This window comes from Thermodesulfovibrionales bacterium (genome assembly GCA_035686305.1).
Lineage (GTDB): Bacteria > Nitrospirota > Thermodesulfovibrionia > Thermodesulfovibrionales > UBA9159 > DASRZP01.
In genome coordinates, this window is sequence record DASRZP010000029.1 from 1 (window position 1) to 21,615 (window position 21,615).

Here is a 21,615-nt window from a genome sequence, read left to right on the forward strand (position 1 = left end):
TCCTACCGGCTGAACGACAGGTGGCTCAGGGAGCTTTCGATGTTCAGCAGCAGGGGATATACCACAGGGATGTTCTTCGGCAAGCAGCCCGACGGAGATTATAATTTCGACGGAGAGAGTTACCGGATGAGCCACGAATTGGTCGGGGTCATCCTCGATGTAAAGGGCAACATTGCAAAGGTTGGATTGCGGAACAGGCTCGATATCGGCGATCCTCTCGAGTATATCTCTCCGGGGCTCGAGGAAAAGCTTTTTCCCTTGGAGTCCATGAAAAATAGCGACGGGACCGATGTCGCAACCGCACGGAATGAAGAGACCGTCTTCATTCAGGTCCCTGAAGGGGTAAGGAAGAACGACCTTGTGAGAAGGAGCAAGAACTTCAGGGCACTGGCAGAGACGGTCACATGCCCCTGAGAGCTGAGGCCCTCACAGAGAAGGAATAATCCTTACTGTTGCAGCAACCGACTCTCAGGCAGACATGATCGAAGCCTATAGATGCGATGAGATTCCGACAATGAGGAACTCAGAGGTCTTCACCGAAAGTGACCTCCATATCAAAATCGGCGTCTCTCCCTTAACCCATAGTACTCGTAAACCCGGGACCGGTGTCCGATTCGCAGGCAAGAGTCGGGACATTGGCCGGTCCGCTTGTGCGGTATGTAAACCCCTGTTGTTCATTATTGTAACTACACCTTCCATTCCTTCAGCTTTTCAGTGATAAAATGGATGATCTCCTCGTGTTCCTCGGCCCCCCGGTCCCTTACCATGAGGGGCTTTCCGAAGGCGAAATGTACCTTCTTCGAAGGATCGATCCTCCCAAAGTCCTTGAGATGTTTTCCGTTAGCCCAGGCGTCTGTTTTCAGCGCAACGGGCACAATCGGCACATTCGCCCTCTTTGCAAGCTTCACCCCGATCGTATTGCACTCAGAGGGAGCGAAGTCAGCAGTCCTCGTGGTCTGCGGGAAGACGATCATGGACCTCCCGCTATAGAGCCTGTCGGTCCCGCCTTCCAGAACGGCCTTCAGGTCCTCCCGGGGATTTGTCCTGCCGACGGTAACAGGATCTCTCGACCGCATGACATACTTGAAGACAGGGTAATTGACGAGGCTCTCTTTCACCACAAAGGTCACGTCCCTGAAGGGCGCGATGATCGACGGGAGAACAAAGGTCTCGAGCGTCGACATATGGTTCGCGATAAAAACACAGGGTGTGTCGAGACCCTTGAAATGGTCTATTCCGGTTATTTCGAACTTGACACCCACGTTCTCGAGTGCCCTGAGCACCTCAAGACTGCTTCTGGCCCAGGCAGCGGTATCATATCTCGAACGCTTTGCCCTGTGGCTCGCTTTAAAGACGATGACCACATCCTGAACGTAAAAACCGAAGGAAGGAAAGAGCCCGAAAAACCGCCAGCCCTTATGAGGGTCGGTCCTGTACGAACCGTTTATGAATGTGAGTTCCTGCAACACCCTCTCCTCCCCCTGCATCGTTCATCTCATTGACCTCCAGGATATCTTACTAAGAACTTCAGGGAGAAAGCCACTCTCCCTGTCTTTCCAGCAGAGTCCCGTGATTCCCATGGCCACCACATTGAACCGCCGGTATTTTATTGAAGTAGTCTCTCGTTGATTGTCATTCTGGCTTGTCAGAATTTTTCTGCTGAATAAGAAGGATTCCCGACGCGCTTCGCTTGCGTGAATGACAAAGGGAACAGGCTTTGACGTTGCCGTAACCAGTCCAGCCACCATGTTCCGCTGTTGCATCAAAAGACCTCACCGTTGCTTTTTGCAATGCTATTTGTTACAATAGACCATGTTCAGGCTCCAGTCAAGTATCAGACAGAAGATAACCTTCGGCTACTATGCCATCGTGGCCATCATCGTCGGCCTGTCGGCATTCACCTTCATTCAGCTCAGGTATCTCGAGAAGAAGGTGATCTTCGGCGAGACAATCTCGGAATTCTTTGATACGACCCTCGAGGTGCGGAGGTTTGAGAAGAATTATTTCCTTTACCAGGACCGGACCGACTACGATGAAAATATACGCTATCTTTCGAAGGCAGAGAGGATCCTTGAAGAGAACACCAGCGGCTTCGGCAGCATCGCCCGGCCTTCTCAGATTATCGCCTTACGGGAGGACCTCAGGAAATACCGTGAACATATGGAACAGTATGCTTCCTCGCCGGGTGAGGCCTTCAAGGAAAACACCCTTTCGAAGACCGCCCTGGAAAGCAAGATCAGGGAGACGGGAAAGTATATCGTGACCGTCGCAGAAGATATCTCAAAGGCCGAGCGGAGGAACCTCCAGGCGATGCTGAACAATTCCCAGACTATCCTCATCGCCTCGATCGTCTCCCTCGCCATTCTCGTGGTTGTCATCGGCCATGTCCTTTCCCGGATGGTCGTGAAGCCCCTTGAGTCGCTGGAAGAGAGTATGAGGGTGATTGCAGAGGGCAGGTTCGAAAGGGTCTCTCTCGACTCCCATGACCGGGAGATCCTGTCCCTGTCAAATGCCTTCAATGCGATGATCAGGGAACTCGAGATGAGACAGCGCCACCTCGTGCAGTCGGAAAAACTCGCCTCTCTGGGCACACTCCTCTCGGGCGTCGCCCATGAATTGAACAACCCCCTTTCGAACATTTCCTCGTCATGCCAGATCCTCATGGAGGAGATCGAAGACGGCGACATGGAGTACAAAAAGGAGTTGCTTACTCAGATCGACGGGCAGACGGACAGGGCCCGGAATATCGTCCGTTCCCTTCTCGATTTCTCGAGAGAAAGGGAATTTCGAAAAGAGACCTTGAAGCTGAAAGAGCTTTTCGAAGAGACGATCAAGTTCATCAAGGGCCAGGTCCCGACAAACGTCGAGATACGCCTCGACGTCCCCGATGGCATATCGATCTTTGCTGACAAGCAGCGGATCCAGCAGGCCTTCCTGAACCTCATCAAGAACGGCCTTGAAGCAATCGCAGAAGAGGGCCGTGTGCTCGTAACGGCGAGGAAGCTTGTAGGACTGGAAACGATGGATTTTGTGAACTCCGTCCTCCTCGAGGAGTGCCAGCATCGCATGATCGAAGGCAGCAGGGACAGTTCCGTGTATATAAAGATCTGCGACACCGGCAATGGGATCCCCGCAGAAATCCTTCCAAAGATATTCGATCCCTTCTTCACCACAAAGGACGTCGGCAAGGGTTCCGGTCTCGGCCTCTTCATCGTCCATGAGATCATTGAAGAGCACGGCGGCTGCATCGCCGTCGACAGCGAGGTCGGCATCGGAACGACATTTTTCATACGGCTGCCGGTTCAAACGCAGGCGAGCAAGAAGGAGTGACTACCATGGAGAACAACGCAAAAATACTGATCGTCGATGATGAAAAAATAGCACTCAAGAACCTCGATCACGTCATAAGAAAGGAGGGCTATGAAGTCACCAGCACGCAGAGCGGCCAGAACGCCCTCAAGCTTATTGAAGAGCAGCAATTTGAAGTCGTGCTCACCGATTTGAGGATGGAGAAGGTCGACGGAATGCAGATACTCGCGAGGTGCAGAGAGCTCTATCCCGACACCGAGGTGGTCATGATAACCGGATTCGCGACGCTCGAATCAGCTGTCGAGACGATGAAGCACGGTGCCTTCTATTACATTGCCAAACCCTTTAAGCTCGACGAGGTGCGGAAGGTCGTCAGGGAGGCGGCAGAGAAGGTCAGACTCAAGAGGGAGAATCGCCAGTTACGAGAGCAGATCGAGACCTATCAGGGAAAGGTGAAGATCATTACCAAGGACCAGTCTATGCTGAGACTCCTCGATACGGCAAGGCAGATCGCGCCGACAGACTGCAACGTGATCATAAGCGGTGAAAGCGGAACGGGCAAGGAACTTTTCGCCCGGTACGTGCATTTCAGCAGCAACCGCTCTGCCGGTCCCTTCTTTGCCATAAATTGCGGCGCCTTTACCGAGGAACTTCTCGGTAATGAGCTTTTTGGCCACGAGAAGGGGGCATTTACCGGGGCCATGACCATGAAGAAGGGATTGATAGAGATGGCTTCGGGCGGGACGCTCTTCCTCGACGAGATCACGGAGATGCCCTCTTCCATGCAGGTAAAGCTCCTGCGGGTGATCCAGGAAAAAGAGGTCCTGAGACTCGGTTCAACAGAACCTCTCCGCGTAGATGTGAGGTTTATCGCGGCAACGAACAGGGACATTCAGGATGCCATCAGGTCCGGCAACTTCAGGCAGGACCTCTATTTCAGACTGAACGTCGTTTCGCTTCACATTCCTCCCCTTTCTGAACGGAGGGACGATATCCCCCTCCTCAGTTATTACTTCCTGAAGAAATTCGCGCCTCTCATGAAGAAGGATATCACCGAAATATCACAGGAGGTGATCGCTATCCTGATAAACTACGATTTCCCCGGGAACGTACGAGAATTGGAGAATATTATCGAACGGGGCGTCGCCCTTTCGAACGGAAATGCCATCGAAGTGGCTCATCTTCCCGAAGACCTGAAGGAATTAAGCATTAAGACCTTCAGAAAGAAGGAGGGGAGGATACCCACGCTCGAAGAACAGGAGACTGCTTATATAACGTGGGTCCTTCGTGAGGTCGGCGGCAATAAGACCCTCGCCGCACAGATACTCGGCATCGACAGGGTCTCCCTCTGGAGGAAGCTCAAGAAGCTGGGCCTCGAAGGAGAGTGAACGTTCGCGAAATTTCATCATGCATGGTATCCTCTTTCCCTTCGGACTCATAATACTTGCAGGCGTGGCGTTCAGGCGCATGAGGCCTTCGGGCGTAGAGGCAGGCGCTATGAGTCAGGCAATCAACGCCGGAGTGCTGAACCTCTTTCTTCCTGCTCTCTGTATTAAAACGATGTACCAGTCAACGATCGATCACCACGCCTTGCTCGTACCGGCGACAGCATGCGTCACCACACTGACTGCGCTGCTCTTGGCAGCAGGCACCTATTCCCTTCTTTCGAAAAAGTTACAGCTCGCGCCGCAGGAGAAGGGAGTAGTTCTTCTTGCGGCAGCCTTCGGCAACGTAACGTATCTGGGCCTTCCGGTGATCACCGGTCTCTTTGGCCAAAGCGCCGCACAATACGCGCTCTACTACGATCTCCTTGCAACGACGCCTCTCCTTTGGCTTGTTGGCGCCACGATGGCCGCCCGCTGCGGAGGGGATAGAGAGTATGACATTCCATCGGCGCTGAAGACCATCGTTTCACTTCCGCCCGTGTGGGGCATCTTCGCCGGAATGGCTCTGAATCTGACAAGGGCTACTCTCCCTCCCTTTATGGTAAGTGCACTTGACATGCTCGGAGGACTTGTTGTCCCGCTCATGATCTTCAGCATAGGGCTCGCACTCACCTTTCCAAAGGTGGCGCATGCCTTTGCCGTGCTCCCTGCCGTGGTCATCAAACTCGCTCTTTCGCCGTTCATCTCCTTTCTTGCAGCAAAAACACTCGGCCTTTCGGGAACCGCCCTCACCTCCACCGTCCTGGAGGGCGCCATGCCCTCAATGGTCCTCACGCTCCTTGTGGCCGGCCGCTACAATCTTGATATATCCCTTGGGGCTTTCATGATTGTGGTTACCACCACGCTCTCCTTTTTTACCCTTCCCGCAATCCTCTACCTCGTAGGAGTTTGAGGTTACCTTCCAGTTGCATAAGACTATCTTGTTCGGGAAGGCAGGTATGGTGAGAAGCCTTGTATCGCGATACCTTTGATGGTTGCCGACTGCCGCTGTATGCTCAATGTAGGAGTCACTTACGATGAAGTCATCAAGGTACCTCATTGCCGGAATCTCATCGCATGTACAGGGCTTCGATCCATGCCTGCCTTGCCATCGTTTGCAACGTTAGGGGTTACCTGATAGGTGCGTAGGAGGGAAGACAGTCACGCCTCAAGGACCCTCATGGGAGGCATACAGCAATTTGACAAATGAGAGGTCGTAAAGATGCGTGATATATATGTCGTGCAACGCCCGGCATCGAACGCGTCTGTGGCATGACTGCTACCTTTTCCGAGTGCGTAGTTGCAATAGTACCGCAGCGCCCGCAAGCGCTGTTGCACCAGACCCGATACCAAATTTCCACAGCTTCTTGCCGTCCTTGATCCTTCGCTGTCTTGACCTTTTATATCTTTCTGCGACCACCAGGCATCTCTTGACATCCTTGTTACAGAAGTTAAATATGGTTTTGAACATTTCGAGTCTGCCTTCTATGATGCCGAACAGCGCCCGCCAGTATTCATCCCTATTCATCTTGCTCCTTTCCGCCCTTAATGCCTTCTCATCGTTGATGCTCTTGATGAATGCATCCAAGAGATTCCTGTCGGCGTCCCTATATACGAGAAGGGCGGGATCAGCAAGTCGTTGGAGTAAGGGCCACTGACACCTGTCCTCAAGTTTAAATAGTTCCGATAGCGATCTCTTGTTGAAAAAGGTGAGAATTATGGACTTCCTCACGGAGCGATAGAAGACTCTCAAATCTTCCGGTTCGAATCCGGTACCCTCGAAAAACTTCAAAAACTCCCTAAGATTTGTCATTTTCTGGGCAGTAAGAGTTTGTCACGGCCTATAAGGTAATCATTATCAATACCCTGCGCTACATTAACCAGCGCTATTTTTCTCCATTCTCGTTTGCAGATTCATCGGAGAACCGCAGGCTGGACACAGAGGTCTTTTGCGTACAATTTTATTCGTCCAACCTGTGAATCGCATTTCACACGTGAGACGGTAATATCGCTGTTCATTCCTCGTCCTTCCATAACGATACAGCACCTCCGGGTGACAGGACGGACACGGAATTCCCTCGTGTATCATTGATGTTTTCTCGCATGTCCGACAGCGGTGGATTGCCTTCACTTGTCTTCAGACCAATACCCTTCCTGATAATGTCCTTCACGTTTCGGATGACCAATACTGCCAGGAAATCTTTTATCCGTGCATTTTCCTTCAGTCTGCTGAGCGTTGCCTCATAAAGTATCTGTATCTCCTCCTCGGCAACATTGAAGTCCCTCGCAAGCCTTTGGATGGCACTGGAATGCAGAGTTTGCTCAGTCTCATTCTCATATAAGCCGGCAGTCGCTACCATGTTAGCTCTCCTTCAAAGGCGGGCAACACGATCCCTCTATGACTTCTCCGCTGCCCGCCTTAGCCCGACAACGTTCGTTGCGACTTTCTCCGTCTCGCCTCACCCCTCGCAGTCTCGGCGAGTTCCCCTTCGCTAACAGGGGTACCTCAGATGAGCCTGTTTCTATTCGCGGCTTCGGGGCAAAACTGCTCCCCCGATTTCCTTTACTCCCTCAACAACCCCTATCAGCGTCTCTTTCACGGCCTTCACCGCTGTATTGCCGATTTCTCCCGCTGCTGTGACCGCGCCGCCAACAGCCGACTCTGCAACTTCCATGACATTACCCCCGACTTCCTTCGCCGCTTCGACAACCCCATCAACCGCCCTCCGCGCGACGAGTGCCACATCAGCACCCACTTCTGCTGCACCCTTCACGGCACTCTTGACCGTCTGGCCGGCAGCAGTAACAACGTCTCCGCCGACATCACTCACGCCCATTACAATCCCCTTTGCCACACTCTTTGTGCTAAGGACAAGACCGGTGCCGACCTCCTCTGTAGCCTGAATCGTCCCTCTCACCACATCCTTTGCAATAGCGACCCCCTCATTGGCAACAGTGCCGGTAGCCCCCAAAGCATTGGAAACCGTGTTCCTCGCAAGGCTCACAATCTCTGCTTCTATCTCGTCGATGCCTCTCAGGCTGCTGACGATACCGGCCTTCACCGTCGTTCCTGCTTTGCTGATTCCTTCAGTTGGCTCCATGACACTGCCTTTCGTTGCCTTCATGATACACCTCCGCTTACTTCTTTCCGGATTCGTTTATAAAAGAGTAACCGAGCGCCGCACACTCGCTTTCTTCTGCAGCTCCACAAACTCAATCTGTCAGACCACCCTTCTCACTCCCCCTTCTCTAAGGGCCCGGTCATATCTCTCCTCCCAATTTCAAGCTATCACCGGACAGGATCATAGTCAACGGTGAAGAATCCTATGTAACCGACTACAGCTTTCTTCACGTGGCATTCCTCATGGCGATAAAACCGCTTCTGGAGCCAGTTTAAGTGATACCCTCCTGTCATGCGAGGCACCACAATGCGCCTAAAATACTTTCATTATTTGCCTCACGGCTCGTCAATTTCGGCAGGGATAGGAAGGCATATCACGAAAAGCTTTTCACCCGAACTGCGTTGGCACTTTACATGGCGAGTGTCATGTCGTAAACTGACAAAATGAATGAAGGTACACCCGAGGAAGGCATGGAATTGCGATGCCCCTCGTGCGATGCTGACGTAACTTACGGTTACGGACACACCAAGACGGGGAAACAGCGTTTTATCTGCCTCATGTGCGGCATGCAGTTTAGTCTTGGCGCCCGAACGACTCTGGTCAGGGGAAAACCGTCCTGTCCCGTCTGTGGCAAGCCGATGAACATATACAAGCTGGAGGGGAGTATCATCCGATTCAGGTGCTCCGGTTATCCAATATGCAAAACCTATAGGAAATTCACGTTAACGGAGGAACGCTAAGCTGTACCTGCTATCTATGGCGAAACGCTGAGGGCAATGCTCCGGCCTGCCGAGCTTGAGTCCCCGATCCGCGAGATGCCTGAGCATTCCGCTCCATGACTAAAGGACAGGCTTCCGGAGGCTTCTATCTTCATCAATCCAAGAACGGCAAGGCGCAGGCAGCTATGAGGCACGAAGATCTGAAAAGTACAAAGAAGTATTTTCACGCCCATAGAGACAGAATGAGAGAGCAGTTCAACAGGAGGGGCAGAACTATCCTTTGAGATATTTCCCCATCCATGCGAGGCAGCGGCCCCAGGAATCTTGAGCAGCATCAGGTCGATAGCTTGGCCTATAATCCGCAAAAAAAGCATGTGGCGCGCCCGGATACAGAATAAACTCTGCGGTCCTGCCGGCTGCCCTGAGCTTAGCCTCCATCTCCCTAACATCGGCAGCTGGGATCCCCAGATCTGCTTCGCCATACAGACCGAGCACGGGCGGACGAATCTCTGCGGCAACGTCCAAAGGCCCGACAGTGCGAATCCCCTCTTTCCTTTCGGGTTTTATTTGGCCGTACCATGGGACTGCGGCTTTCAACTCATGATTATGAGCAGCGTAGAGAAGAGTATACATCCCGCCCCGACAAAATCCAGTGATCCCAATCCGATCAGGACATGCTGCCACCTGCTTCTTCGCATAAGCCACGATAGCGTCCAAGTCGACCATTACCCTTGAATCGGGCACCGAGTCTGCCACTTTCCTCACAGCCGGTATGTCAGGGAGGTGCAAGACCCCGCCCTCCCGCGCATAAGGTTCGAACGTGATGCTCAGGTAGCCCTCTTTGGCGAATCGCCGTGTTACGTCTTTGATGTGCTCATGCATTCCAAAAATTTCAGGTATTACAATCAGGATTGGATATTTACCGGACGCAGAAGGTCGGGCCTCGTAGACCGGGATAGGGAAATCTCCAGACAGCACTGTACTGTCGGTCACTACAAGGTCGTCGCCGGATGTACGGATGATCTCCCCTGCAACTGAATTGGAGGCAATTGCAAAGCCTGCAAGCCCGACACCAGTAGCACTCATACGAGCCAGAAACTGCCGCCTCGTCATACCTTCGTAAGCATTTGCCAGCCAATCTTCAACCATAACTACCTCCTTTTTCCGCCAGAGTTAAAAGCAGTATAAACTCTCTTCGTGATCAATAACTTAACTTTATCATAGGAAACCCCATAATGCGCGCGACTGCAAACTCTAGTTGCAGGCTGTCTCCAGTTCTTTTATCATTGTGTGACAGAGCATATTTGTTATAAGGAGGATAGACGAAAGTCAAATGAACGATCGGAAGAAGAATTTCATCGGGTTCTCGACGCTTACGTTCACTCTCTTGTCCGTCACATTAACTGTAGTGTTGTATGGAAGCATTAATAGTGCAACAGCGAGCGATCGCAACGTTCTTTGGGATATCATCTCTTATTGCCTTGATCCCAGCAGGCCGCATTATTGCGAAGATTGCAAATGGCCGATAGCTGAAAGCGCATGTTCCTGTCTGAAGACAACGGAAGTGTGGGAAAAATCCCTTGATTATGTCGCCATTCGTGATCAGAAGATGTGCGGATGTCCCAGTGACTTTGTACACGGTCTTGCACTGCCTCTCAAGAAGGTGACGGGCGTAGAAGATAAGGACCGCCCTGCGGGCATTTGGAGGTTTGCCTGGGACGTTGCAAGAAAGCGCATCAAGGAGTCCGAAATCGCTCTGGTGGTGAACCCTTTAACCTGCCGCAGCCAGGACCAGCTACATGTCCACATCGTTAAGCTCAATGACGAAGGGCGCAAGTTTCTTGAGAGCGATCGTGCAGCCGGCATCGAGAACCTCGGTCAGGTGTGGAACAAAGCTGACGACCTCGCAAGAAATGCTCATTTAAAGAACTACGGCGTCCTCGTAAAACTAAACGAAAAAGGTTTTGTGGTAGTTGTCGACGATAATTGCCCTGAAGATACTTATACCAAATATATATGTGACAGATGACTGTGAGAAGCGACTTCGAACTGTCATGATTGCTCGGTATGGTAAACCATTATCAATGGAACCGAACAAGTGATGATTGAAGCCGTGCTCGGACCAGAAAGAGAAGGTGAATTTATAGCAAACTCAATACATGCCTCACCGCATGAGCCCATGCCAAGGAACCAGGTCCGGCCACTGGAGGGAAGTAATATCTGCACTCGCCTGCTTCATCAAATCCTTCCCGTGCAGCATGTCCCGGTTGGTCTCGAGTAAATGTCGCCCATACCATTTATGCGAATGACTTCGGTCGCACGAATGAGATCCGGCCAAATCTCCGCAGGAGCCTTGTCAAAAATGGTGTCGGCATCGGCCTCCATGACGCGCCAGTCCCCTCTCGCCAGCTCCCGTTCCAGTTGCCCAGAAGTCCACCCCGCGTAGCCGACATAGGCGCGAAATTTCGTCTGTGCGTCAGGTTTCTTCATGAGGTGCTCAAGCACGGTCTTGCTTGAACTCACGTATACATCTCCGAATACCCATTGAGATTCCTGAGGCTTGCCATGAAAATGTATGAGAAGCTGAATCTGATTCATGGCGACGGGTCCCCCGATATAAGTGAACTGGTTTTTCCCGGGCAATCCTTTCATGTCGGGGAAAATATCCGAAAGCCTCATCTCAGTGGGTCGGTTGATGATCAAACCCGCCGTCCCGTACGAGTCATGTTGGATTAACAACAAGACTGTTTCCATAAATCTCGGATCGCTTATCTGCCTACTGGCGACGAGGAATTTCCCTCTGGACAACTCAGTGGCTGAATGATGGTGTTCCAGTGAGACAGAACTCCCAACCATCCTCGAAGAAGGAAAGACCCAGGGATCCCGCGAACGCTCGTTCCATGCAAGCGGCAGGGCAAGAAGTGAGGCCAGAAATCCTGCAATCACGGCAATCATGATTGACGCACGCTTTGGACAGTCACACGGGTTTATAGCCCCTTGAATTGTTTTATGTCAAAGGGTTTAATGGTGGAGGCGGCGGGAATTGAACCCGCTGACAACCGCTTAAAATCAGCCTTCCTGAGCCTTACCGGAAGGATTCCGGAAGGAAACCACCTTTCCCCTCTGGTTCACGATGTCCCTGAGACGCTTTACCGATCCGTGAAAATACTTCTGCGTGGAACGAATGTTCGTGTGTCTCATCAGCTCCCGCGCTTGAAGAACGTCGGCCCCGCTTTCTACAATCTGCGTACAGAACGAATGTCGAGAAGCCTCATAATGGACAGTGTGAAGCCCTGAGAAGGCCTTCCAGACGTTATTGAGAGTCTTTATCCTGTACCCCCTAGCCGTCTTCGGATTGACGAAAAGGAAGGTCTCTGGATGCTTGTCAGCGATATGTTTCCGGGCAATCTCAAGAGCCCTGTCAGAGAGCGGTATCCATCGTTTGCTCTTCCCCTTGGTCGTCTCCCTGAGCTTGCTTCCTGACCACGTGCGTTGAATAAGAGTTTGATACCCTTTCAGGTCGAGATCCTTCACCTTGAGGGCGCAAAGCTCTCCTGGTCTCAAGCCGGTCTCAAAGCCGAACTCGATCACGTCCCGGTGTTGCTCAGGGATCTTCGAGAGTCCTTCCATCTGTTCATCATAGTCCAGGGCCACCCTTACGGCGGAGTCGTCACCCTCAATCGTGGGGAATGCGGGCATCTTCTCTATCGTCTCCCTGCGGTACATCCAGTTAAAGAGGGCATGAAGGGCGTTCATGATGTTCTTGCGGGTCTTTATCTTCAGAGTCGGGGGCATGGCATCCTTGAAGCTCTCAAGCTGCTCCCTCCTGATCTCCCTTACGTCATAGCCGTGGAAACAGGTGAAGTGATGTTTGGCATATCCTCGGTAATTCTTCAGGGTCTCAGGGCTAAATTCTCCCCTTCTCTCTTCGACCTCTTTCTGTGCGATCCACAGCGCCGCCTGATGCTCGAATTTCCGTTCCTTGATCTTCTGAGGCAGCCAGTCAGCAGGGTTGAAGGCCCTCTTGTCCATCTCGGTCCGCATATTGGTGAGCTGCCGGAGGGCTCGTGGATAGTCAAAAATGCCCCCATCGACGTGGAAGCGCCGAAACTTGTACTCCTTGCCCTTCCAGTAAACGTAGATATAGCACTTGGGTGAGTCGCAACGAGGGCACACAGCCTCATTACGTCTTGTTTCGCAGACAGCGCACCTGACATGACCAGCCATAGATAACCCCCAAGACTGATTTTGTGGGATATTGTAGGGCTGCAACGCAGTCTCTGTCAAGACGCTCTCACCATATCAGGTTTTGTTAGGTTCCCTTTCTGCAAATTTGGTGACCACCTCGAACCTCTCGCCCGTCCATCGAACCTCCTCCATATCAGCTCTTCCGCAAATATACTCGTTGAAAACAAATATCTCCCTAGTGTTGATTTTCCTTAGATAGCGGACTGTTTTGAGATATCTCGGCGTCGTAGGGAGGTTCTCGCGTGTTACCATCGAAGCGCGCGCGCCGATCTGGTGACCACCATCTGGCAAGAGCTTTCTCAATCTCTTCAAAACTGCGGTCTTCGAGCAGCCGAGTTGCTTAGCTATCTTCCGCTGGCCTTTTCCCTCGCCGTGCAGCTTCAGGATCAAGGCGTTATCGGTTTTGGCCTTCATCCTCAACTTCCTTCCTGTTTCCCTGTTTGTCCAGACCCTTGCGACAAACTGCCAAACTCAGTACTTGGGCGAGTCCAGGGGGTGCCGGAAATGGGCTTGTTTGTCAGGTCTTTCGAAGGCGCCGAATCCTGTTTTTCAGTTTGTCGGGTATATATAGTGCTGCCAAACTGACAAGCTGAATCTATGGCCCTATAAAGAGAGGCATTCCTTTCCCCCTTCTCCATGTTCCAGTACGTGCCTATCCCCTTCTTCAGAAGTCTTCTTAGCTCCTTCTCTTTTATCCCCAATTCCTCTAGTGTCCGACTTATTACTTGTTTTTGGTTCATAGGCTCGCGCAAATGGGTTAGAATCTCTCGGATGACTTCCATCTTCTCAATGTCCGGGTCCACTGCGATGCTGAAGCCCTTTATTTCGGGATTGAAGGTTACATAGATGCTATTGGGTCATACCTCGTCTTTATGCGCGTGCCGAGCTTGTAGAGGTTCTGACAGTCAAATTCTGTGTGTTCTCCGTCAAGGTCTTTCACTTCTTCCAGGCCAAGGACGTGATCGCAGAGGTCAAGGATAGCCGTGCTCCCTTTGAAGGTGTTTTCATTCCCTTTCGGGGTATGGTGTAGCAGCAGGATCGTGAATCCCATTTCCCTGAGTTCCTTTAATCTTCCCATGATCATGCTCATCGGCCTAGAATCGTTTTCGTCAGATAGATGAGACGCCCGGAAGGTATCGAAGATTATCAGTCCGGGAGGTAACTGCTTGTAAAGCTCCCATGCGTTGCTGTCCAGTTTTGGCGGTTGTATTTCATTCGAGATATGCCAGACATACAGGTTATCGCTTTCCCCGATCTTCTCCACTCGTTCCTTGAGAACCGCTAAAGGGTTTTCAAAGTCCACATAATAGACGGGGGTAAAGATCGTCTGCAAATCCCCGAAGGGAAGACCCCCGGCAACGGCTCTGCCGATCTGCATACAAAGAGATGTTTTGCCAATACCGCCGCGCCCGAATAAGAGGTTTATGCTCTGTCTCGGAATCAGCTTTGACAGGAGATATTCCGTCCTTACGTCGAGTGTAAAGATATCGTTCCACTTCAAGAGGGACGAGAGAAGGCTCTTAGGTTCCTCTGGTATCCATTCCTGTGTTTGCGCAGATAGCGGAGGGATTTTTTCCGCGCTTCTTATCTTTTGTTCGACTTCCCTGTCTGTTAAGGGCGGTTCACAGAATAGACGGTTGACGGTATGAAGTACGTCCATGCGGTTCTTGTCATCAAGCCCCAGTCTGTATTTGTGATTCCATTCCTTCACCCTCGCCGCATGACGGAAAAGAGTATCATCGCGGGACCCTTCCCCGATAATAGCAGGCAGTATCTTTTCCTCATCTTTCTCTTTGTTGTATTGCCTGACAGGGATAAAGAGTAAAGGCATTAGGTCCGGCTCTTGATCAGCATGAATTATCTCGCGGCCTTCTGTGTGAGGCATCGGAAGGACGATATATCCCTTCCCAGGAAGGCGATAGTCACAGACGAAACCGCCCAAAGTAACCATCTTTGCGGACTGAGTTTTGATGGACCCGGTGGCATTAAAGACAAATTGCCCGCCGTTTGGTGTACGTATAGCGACGTGCTTTAATCTTAAACGCTTAAGCCCTTCGTGAATACGAGCGAAGTAATCAGGGTCATCTATGTCGCAGAGTATCCGGCCTTCAGGGATGACGAGACCGCCCCATTCCTTTGTTTGTAGCATCCTTGGAAGGTTGTCTTTTGTAATGTAGGTCCATGTCGCGCCCTTTGGTTTTTTGGCCTCCTTGTAGTCGGTATTTCCGCCAGAATATCCCCGTAACAGAATCAACTTAGGCTCTACTCTACCCGCGAGTTGAAGAAGGGTGTTATCCACGTCCGCCCCCCATCTCTCTCCTCATGATCATTTCGGCCCGAAGACGCTTAATCATCTGCGCAAATTCGTACGCGTTGAGGGCAACCCCGTTGTTATAAGAGTTCATAGCACCATAGAGGTCGTTAGAGATAGGGAAGACAAAGAGGGTTCTGTTGCTTTCAACCTTGTAATTCGGCACAATACCAAGCAAGACACAAATGGCGGCGCTCAGATAGAGATCGGCTGTTTGAAAATCCTTCTGTTTCATGTCGCACTCTCCTTCCAATTTCATTGTCTTGAGAATACAACATACCTGTGTCGGCCATCTATTTTTGCATTTTGCAGAAATAGCCGGACGGCTATTTTATTGGGTTTGGGGGACTTGACAGTTCCAGGAAGATCTTTTTGAAAAGTTGCCGACGCTTCTTATGGCACGGTGGGGATGCAATCTGCTTTCCCTGTTCGTCGCAAGGAACCATATCAGACCGCATGGCAAGAATATCAGAATAGGCATAGGGGCGCACTTGATCGTTCTTTTTGGCTTTCTTTGTAAGATATTTGGCGTTTCCATTCTTGGTAAGGTTAGTTGCCTCACTCTGAATCTTGTTCCTCCACGTTTCAGCGCTGCTTTTGTCGATATAGGTCCGCCGCAAGTTCTTTAAGGTGAATCCCCGCTGAGTCACATCAAAAAAACTTGTCATGCCGTTGTTTCTTAGGAATCTATTGTGAGCAGTATGCACGCAAAGGGCAGCCAACCTTTCCGCGTCAATTATGCCGTCTTTTTCCAAAAACCTACCATGAGTATCGACCAGCTTGTTCACTGCTGCCGGCCAGTCCTTGCGGTCATATTTGCAGAGGACAGAGAAGTAAGCGTAAAACCTCGTTACCTCTTCGCGTATAAAGCGAATATTGTGTATCTTCTTTCTGTTTGAGCCCGGTGGTTCTTTCCCTTCAGCAATCTCCATTATTTTGAATGCGATAAGATCATCAAGCTGCGTTGTCACTTGGTCCAGAAGAACCTTTGGAGTCATCAAATATAGACTTGCAAATTCGTCCCACCGTTCTTCATCTATTACGAGGTGAATCGGAATGAAATAGCTGCCATAAATTTGAGACACAAGCTCTTCAATCTCATTCTTCGCAAACGTTATCTTCTTCGGCATGTGCTGCCTCACAATTTCAGCTTCATCCAAGCAGCACTTTCGGCACCAGCCCATTTTGAACCATTTATCTACCAGGGAATCAAACCCCATTGCAGCCTTCATCTCTTCCTGCGACGAGTTCTTGAAAGGCACCCGCAAGACCCGCTTAAAGCCATTTTGTTCCTTGATAAAGCGGTTCTTACCTCCCCCTTTGATGTTAAGCTCTAATCTTATGGGAGTCGGCTTTCTAACGTACTTCTGCCCACCAGAGGGGGATTCCTTTTTTTTGTCGTTAACATCATAAAAAAGATCTATCATCTCACGATCCCTAAACAGCGAAGGATCATGTTTCAGATATGCCTGCTGTCTTTTTTCTTCCCTTGTTGTGAATCTTTTTTTACTGGAGACGTGAAGGAAGAGTTCGCTTGCGACTTCGTCTATATCTCTTGCCTTGCTGAGGATTTTATCAAATTGTTCTATTTCAATATATCCAGGGAAGGCATTATTTAGAGCTTCATAGGCAGCCAGGTAATTCGTATCGTTAATTGAACGAAAACGCGAAAGAATTTTAATGAATGCTTCTTTTGATGGACTTATCCTTTTCCTTGTCAATTACCACTCTCCTTTTACGTTCTCCTAAAACTCAGCGGAGGCGCCAGGAGTAGCGCGTTGTCGGGCCGGTCCCTATCCGCTGTTCTTAATAATAATTAAGGCAGAAGCGACCGTCCTGTGTCAAACTCGATAGCCCTAAGAAAAGTGAATCAAATAGAGACTTCGCCTCGAAACACGGTCGGAGAGGTACTTCCTGTAACTGAGAGCGGTAGTATTGTCTTCAACGGAGCGACTTTCTTTTGGTAATCAGCGCGGAAAGACAAAAGTCCAATATTATACGCATTTCGCCTTTAATCCTTATTACCACAAAATGCGAAAGGCAGAACATCTTGCCCCGTTAATTTTATTGGATCTTGCCCTGTAACAATTTCCTCGGCTATGCTATATTTATCCCATGGTGACAGTAAACCGGAAGTTCATATAATCATTGTTCTGTGTAAATAAATAATGATTAAATTCAACATTATTGTCACCAATATTGCGGTTGGGATTGCTACTGCTGCCGATTCCAAAAAGAGAACAATATAATGTCCGACACCCTTTTTTCTGCAATCATTGGTGCTATTTTCGGAGGCATTATTGGCGGCATCGGAACTTATATCGGTGCAGTCCGTATTACTCGCAGGACTAATAGAACAATAGCAGGCATCAGACTTAGAGAGGCATTCGCACCGGAACGGACATGGCTGCTCAATTTTGAAGGGTTCCCCGCTTCTGAACCATGTCGTATTCTTGAAAATGCTTTCCCTAAACATGAAGCTGCTATCTACGAATTTAGCTTCTTTCTGAGAGATACCGAATTGGAAGCATTCAACAAGGCATGGAAAGAATATCACAAACCAAACAGCAAGAATAAATGTAACTTTTCTCCTGACGCAGCTGTTACCCCAGATGCTATGAAAAATGTTCTTGTCCGCATGGAGGCTGTTCTTGAATTTACTAAGGACAAATAAAATAAAAGGCCACAGAACACCAGCATCCAGCCGACGCGGGTTATGCTTGTTTGGTTTTGACCCGCGTCTCTCCTGGCGCGGCTGATGCTCCACGTTAGCCCATAATAGAAGAGGAGATACCATGATTAAACTCAAAGACATCATAAAGATTGATGATCAAACCCAATACAAGCTACATTTGGCGTGCCGGAATGAAGATTGGGTCAGCCCACTTGATGAGTATGTCGCCGATTATAACAACTGGCTTGGCTGGAATGAGTGGAGAGGCAATAAGAATGATTGGACAAGAGATCTTGTTTTTTCCTTAATGGAATTTTACCCACGAGCAGATGCTTGGTTGTTTGGCGGCATATTTAGGGTTCTTGAACGACATGCGGATCGTTATAAATTGGAGGAAATTGAGGATTATAAAAAGTTTGTGGGAAGGTTACTCTTATCATTCCATAGATATCAAGGCATGAGAGGGAGAGCATATTATCTTGAAAATTATTTTGACGAATTTGAAGTTATTGAGATTCTTCCCGCTTCATACAGCGGAGAAAGTTTTCCAGGATACGAAAACATTTGTCACGATTTTCATGTATTAGAGTCTATCTTTAAGTCGGAACGCGCTGACTGGAAAGCAGCGTTATCCAGCGTAAAGGGAATCTATTTGATTTCTGACAAAAACAATGGGAAAAAATATATTGGCTCTGCCTATGGTAGTTCCGGTATTTGGGCGCGATGGGCTTGCTACATAGGTACTGGACATGGGTGGAATGACGAGCTTACTAAACTGATTAACGAAAAGCAGATAAAATACGCACGTGAAAACTTTCGTCTTTCAATTCTGGAAATAATGACTATGTCTATTCCAGACGATGCAGTGAGTTCAAGAGAGGCGCACTGGAAGAATGCATTGTTATCAAGAGAGCACGGATATAATAAAAACTAGGGCTAACAACGCCATCGAGCCGACCAGGAATAGCCTCTTATTTTTTTCATTCAGGCGTCTGTGGCCCGGTCGGCTCATGGCAAGCGTTATATGTTCAATAATGAAAACAAATGCTTATATACCTTGACACAAAAGATTTAATCAATATTCTCGAAAAATCGATGCCGCTTTCCTTTAAAGAATTGGACGACGTTCTTAAAAACTGCAGCCACAAGATCGCCTTATCACTCTTAACTATTATGGAAATTGCTGAACCGCTGCGCCACAAAAGAGCAACAACGAATGTTATGGTCTTATTAAACTATATAGAACAACTGCCTCATACCTATATTCATAGCGACATTTCTCGCTTGGAATTACAAGAAGCAGTCAGAGCTTTTTCAGTCAGCGATGATTATAGAGGCATATCAGCCTTTGTTAATCGTTTTGACGAAACGTGTGACCTTAATGCCTCACCAGCAACAAGGGACTACATAAATTATTCGCTGCCTGAGACTGTATGGGATTTATTTCACAGCGGCGTATTGGGCAGCCTTGATAAGCATGCGACAAAATATTTAAGACAGACTTTTGCTGCAGATAGAGCACTTTCCCCGAAGCCCAGTCTCAAGACGCATTTTACAAAGAAAATCGAAAGAGAGATCAGGCTGCATCATCTGACAATGCCTCATGGAGATGCAAGTGCTTTTGCAGAATGGATATATGCCGATGCTTCCAGGTGTCCATCGCAAAGACTGGGCTATGAAGTTTGGCATAAAATGGTAAGAAACATTAATGATATACCGCATGCTTCAGATTTAGAGGATTTTGAGCATATTAGTTGTTTGCCATATGTTGATATATTGACACTTGATCGTCGCATGCATGGCTATGTCAGCCAAGTCTCTAAGGCGTTATCGACTGACTATGATAGAAAGATTTTTAGGAGTGCTAAAGAAGCCTTAAAAGAAATAGGTCTCATATAACACGACCTTCAGCCAGACAGGGAATAAGGCGGGTGCGTTTTTCTTTTTGCCTGATTGCCCCGGCTGGTTAAGGCCATCGTTGTGCGTTTATTTCTGCCGAAAATCGTCAGTCTCGATGCTTGCTTGATTTTGTGGCTTTGTCGGTGGAAGAAACAAAAGGGACGGTGCATGGTACGGGGGAGAACGTGGAACTTTGTTCTTTGACCAGCCTCGGTATGCACTTGTCGCAGCTGGCAACCTCTCACCGGAATCCCCCCTCGCGGGCTCAAAAAGCGTTGTCCATAAAACCCTTCTGAATTTCAAAACAGGACTACTTGAAAATGAAGGGTTTGCAGCCTGCGGTTTTTTGCGTCCACAGAAGACTTGTTTTGTGGACACACTGCGATGCGTTCTTCTCACAGAACTAAACGCGAGTTTCAATTCGCGATAACTGAGAAGTTTGCCTGTAGCATGCTTCGTCTGGCTGCATCGCCGACGTACCGTGAGACTATGGAGATATCGGAGCTCCAATTTTGTTCACGTGAATTTCCAAAAGGAACCTTCAGAAACAGTCGACCCCAAAAAAGCAGACCGCCATTTTAACGGATCGGTGTTGTCAACACTGACAAGTTCTCAAGAAAGGATATACAGAGTTAATAAGGATTAACAGTTGAAAGAGGGATAACGACAAACTGTATCAAAATATCGCAAAACAAAATATTTTGCGATTCTCTAAAGGTCTAATATAATAGCTCTAAAATCGCATCCATCGGAACTGCGATTGAATAACCAGAATTTTCAGTATCCCCTGTGGTTTCTGTCTTGTCAGTGTTCTCTATTCTTTCTTTCTTTCCTGAATGGAATGGAATTGGTCACAAGGCCAATTGCTCTGTATTCTTCACTTCCTCCTGGTAATACCTTTTCAACCTCTAAAACAAGTCCTCCACTGTTTCCGGGATGCAGAGGACAATCCAAAATTATTGTCTTAATCTTATCATTCTTTCCAGCAACGATACCTTTTCTGATTAGCGGGGCTCTGACGTCTAAAAGAGGGTTATTGGTTACAGACACGGGATATCCAAAAGCGTAAACAGTGTTACCTACTAAAACATCTTTGTATAATTTGATACTTCCCGTACCGATTGCAGTAATACCAGCACTTTTCTTCTTTATTGCGCCAGCGGATATGTCGAGAGATCTCTTTTCGCCAGATATAACTGTGGTACCGATTTTTATTAATGCGACGTCGATAGATGGGTGATACTTAATTTTTCCATCATTGAAAAGTTTCACTATTTCAAGTTCTATCTCATTTATTTCAGTCTTTGCATCATATCTATAAGAGAGCAGAGTTGCTTTATTATTCTTTAGTTTAAGCCGCTGAGAGTTTTTATACAATTGTTCGATTGCATCCCTAAAGGGTTCATTGTTTGATGCTGACTTAATAAGTTCATCCTTTTCGTGGCTTGACATTACCCCTCTGAAGATCAATTGTTTCTTGTTTTTCTCATACGCAACTCTATATAACAAGTGATCGGGAATTTGTAAATCTTCCGGTATTTTTTCTAATGTCGTAGATGTGTCCTCGAATAATACATGCCTCGCAGTAATAAAATAATGGAACTTATCATTATCATAGAAAAATCCACTACCCGCAGTTTTTTCTCCAATAAATAGTACTGGAATCTCAAGGTTGTCATCTGGTATATCTCTGCGCGCATAGACATAATCTGTTGAAATACTCAGGGCGATAACCATGGACAGAATAAAGGCAACCAACATTCTTGAGGTAGGTCTCATTCTCAACTCCCTGCTATAGAATATTAACTTTCATTTGTATTATTGAGCATTATAGCAGGTCTGAATAGCGTCGACTACCGGAAGTATGCTTGCCTCTCAACTCCAGCACCGACACTTGATAGACATTTGA

The 21,615-nt window shown here is 48.8% G+C and carries 20 protein-coding genes; 8 read left to right on the forward strand and 12 right to left on the reverse strand.

What is annotated here, in order from left to right; all coding sequences use genetic code 11:
- On the forward strand, positions 1-414 hold a 414-nt coding region (locus tag VFG09_03135), incomplete at its 5' end, for a U32 family peptidase C-terminal domain-containing protein (GenBank protein ID HET6514128.1).
- A 272-nt stretch (positions 415-686) separates the two neighbouring features.
- Here VFG09_03135 and VFG09_03140 read toward each other — a convergent pair.
- On the reverse strand, positions 687-1,487 hold the full coding sequence (locus VFG09_03140) for a lysophospholipid acyltransferase family protein (protein ID HET6514129.1): 801 nt from the start codon (positions 1,485-1,487) through the stop codon (positions 687-689).
- 325 nt (positions 1,488-1,812) lie between these two features.
- Here VFG09_03140 and VFG09_03145 point away from each other — a divergent pair, with 325 nt between their 5' ends.
- The 3 genes from VFG09_03145 to VFG09_03155 are packed head-to-tail and all read left to right on the forward strand — an operon-like array spanning position 1,813 to position 5,646.
- Positions 1,813-3,330, forward strand: coding sequence for an ATP-binding protein (locus VFG09_03145; GenBank protein HET6514130.1), 1,518 nt, complete (start codon positions 1,813-1,815; stop codon positions 3,328-3,330).
- A 5-nt stretch (positions 3,331-3,335) separates the two neighbouring features.
- Entirely contained in the window at positions 3,336-4,697 is a 1,362-nt protein-coding gene (locus VFG09_03150; protein HET6514131.1) for a sigma-54 dependent transcriptional regulator, read from the forward strand.
- A 19-nt stretch (positions 4,698-4,716) separates the two neighbouring features.
- A complete protein-coding gene (locus tag VFG09_03155; protein ID HET6514132.1) occupies positions 4,717-5,646 on the forward strand; it encodes an AEC family transporter in 930 nt (309 codons plus the stop codon).
- A 366-nt stretch (positions 5,647-6,012) separates the two neighbouring features.
- On the opposite strand, the gene VFG09_03160 is transcribed toward VFG09_03155, so the two are convergent.
- The 4 genes from VFG09_03160 to VFG09_03175 all read right to left on the reverse strand — a co-directional run bounded on the left by VFG09_03160 (position 6,013) and on the right by VFG09_03175 (position 9,723).
- A complete protein-coding gene (locus tag VFG09_03160; GenBank protein ID HET6514133.1) occupies positions 6,013-6,525 on the reverse strand; it encodes a hypothetical protein in 513 nt (170 codons plus the stop codon).
- A 223-nt stretch (positions 6,526-6,748) separates the two neighbouring features.
- A complete protein-coding gene (locus VFG09_03165; GenBank protein HET6514134.1) occupies positions 6,749-7,093 on the reverse strand; it encodes a DUF3562 domain-containing protein in 345 nt (114 codons plus the stop codon).
- A gap of 162 nt (positions 7,094-7,255) precedes the next feature.
- A complete protein-coding gene (locus tag VFG09_03170) occupies positions 7,256-7,858 on the reverse strand; it encodes a hypothetical protein (protein ID HET6514135.1) in 603 nt (200 codons plus the stop codon).
- Between the two features lie 989 nt (positions 7,859-8,847).
- On the reverse strand, positions 8,848-9,723 hold the full coding sequence (locus VFG09_03175) for a dienelactone hydrolase family protein (protein HET6514136.1): 876 nt from the start codon (positions 9,721-9,723) through the stop codon (positions 8,848-8,850).
- 184 nt (positions 9,724-9,907) lie between these two features.
- Here VFG09_03175 and VFG09_03180 point away from each other — a divergent pair, with 184 nt between their 5' ends.
- Positions 9,908-10,603, forward strand: coding sequence for a CDP-diacylglycerol diphosphatase (locus tag VFG09_03180; GenBank protein HET6514137.1), 696 nt, complete (start codon positions 9,908-9,910; stop codon positions 10,601-10,603).
- A 209-nt stretch (positions 10,604-10,812) separates the two neighbouring features.
- Here the strand turns inward: VFG09_03180 and VFG09_03185 are convergent, their stop codons facing one another.
- From VFG09_03185 to VFG09_03210, 6 genes are all read right to left on the reverse strand, one after another.
- On the reverse strand, positions 10,813-11,529 hold the full coding sequence (locus tag VFG09_03185; GenBank protein ID HET6514138.1) for a YqgE/AlgH family protein: 717 nt from the start codon (positions 11,527-11,529) through the stop codon (positions 10,813-10,815).
- Between the two features lie 114 nt (positions 11,530-11,643).
- On the reverse strand, positions 11,644-12,750 hold the full coding sequence (locus VFG09_03190; GenBank protein HET6514139.1) for a site-specific integrase: 1,107 nt from the start codon (positions 12,748-12,750) through the stop codon (positions 11,644-11,646).
- Between the two features lie 126 nt (positions 12,751-12,876).
- Positions 12,877-13,242: a hypothetical protein gene (locus VFG09_03195; GenBank protein ID HET6514140.1), complete on the reverse strand. Its 366-nt coding sequence runs from the start codon at positions 13,240-13,242 to the stop codon at positions 12,877-12,879.
- Positions 13,243-13,660: 418 nt separating this feature from the next.
- Entirely contained in the window at positions 13,661-15,121 is a 1,461-nt protein-coding gene (locus VFG09_03200; GenBank protein ID HET6514141.1) for an AAA family ATPase, read from the reverse strand.
- Positions 15,114-15,368 carry a hypothetical protein gene (locus tag VFG09_03205; GenBank protein ID HET6514142.1) on the reverse strand — a complete coding sequence of 85 codons (255 nt, stop codon included), beginning with the start codon at positions 15,366-15,368 and terminating at the stop codon, positions 15,114-15,116. Before VFG09_03205 ends, VFG09_03200 begins: the two co-directional genes overlap by 8 nt.
- 91 nt (positions 15,369-15,459) lie before the next feature.
- Positions 15,460-16,854, reverse strand: coding sequence for a hypothetical protein (locus tag VFG09_03210; GenBank protein ID HET6514143.1), 1,395 nt, complete (start codon positions 16,852-16,854; stop codon positions 15,460-15,462).
- 527 nt (positions 16,855-17,381) lie between these two features.
- On the opposite strand from VFG09_03210, the gene VFG09_03215 reads away from it, so the two are divergent.
- From VFG09_03215 to VFG09_03225, 3 genes are all read left to right on the forward strand, one after another.
- A complete protein-coding gene (locus VFG09_03215) occupies positions 17,382-17,807 on the forward strand; it encodes a hypothetical protein (GenBank protein HET6514144.1) in 426 nt (141 codons plus the stop codon).
- A 121-nt stretch (positions 17,808-17,928) separates the two neighbouring features.
- Complete coding sequence (locus VFG09_03220) at positions 17,929-18,741, forward strand: GIY-YIG nuclease family protein (protein HET6514145.1); 813 nt, start codon at positions 17,929-17,931, stop codon at positions 18,739-18,741.
- A gap of 110 nt (positions 18,742-18,851) precedes the next feature.
- Complete coding sequence (locus VFG09_03225; protein HET6514146.1) at positions 18,852-19,706, forward strand: hypothetical protein; 855 nt, start codon at positions 18,852-18,854, stop codon at positions 19,704-19,706.
- Between the two features lie 804 nt (positions 19,707-20,510).
- Here VFG09_03225 and VFG09_03230 read toward each other — a convergent pair.
- On the reverse strand, positions 20,511-21,485 hold the full coding sequence (locus tag VFG09_03230) for a trypsin-like peptidase domain-containing protein (protein HET6514147.1): 975 nt from the start codon (positions 21,483-21,485) through the stop codon (positions 20,511-20,513).
- Positions 21,486-21,615: the final 130 nt, after the last annotated feature.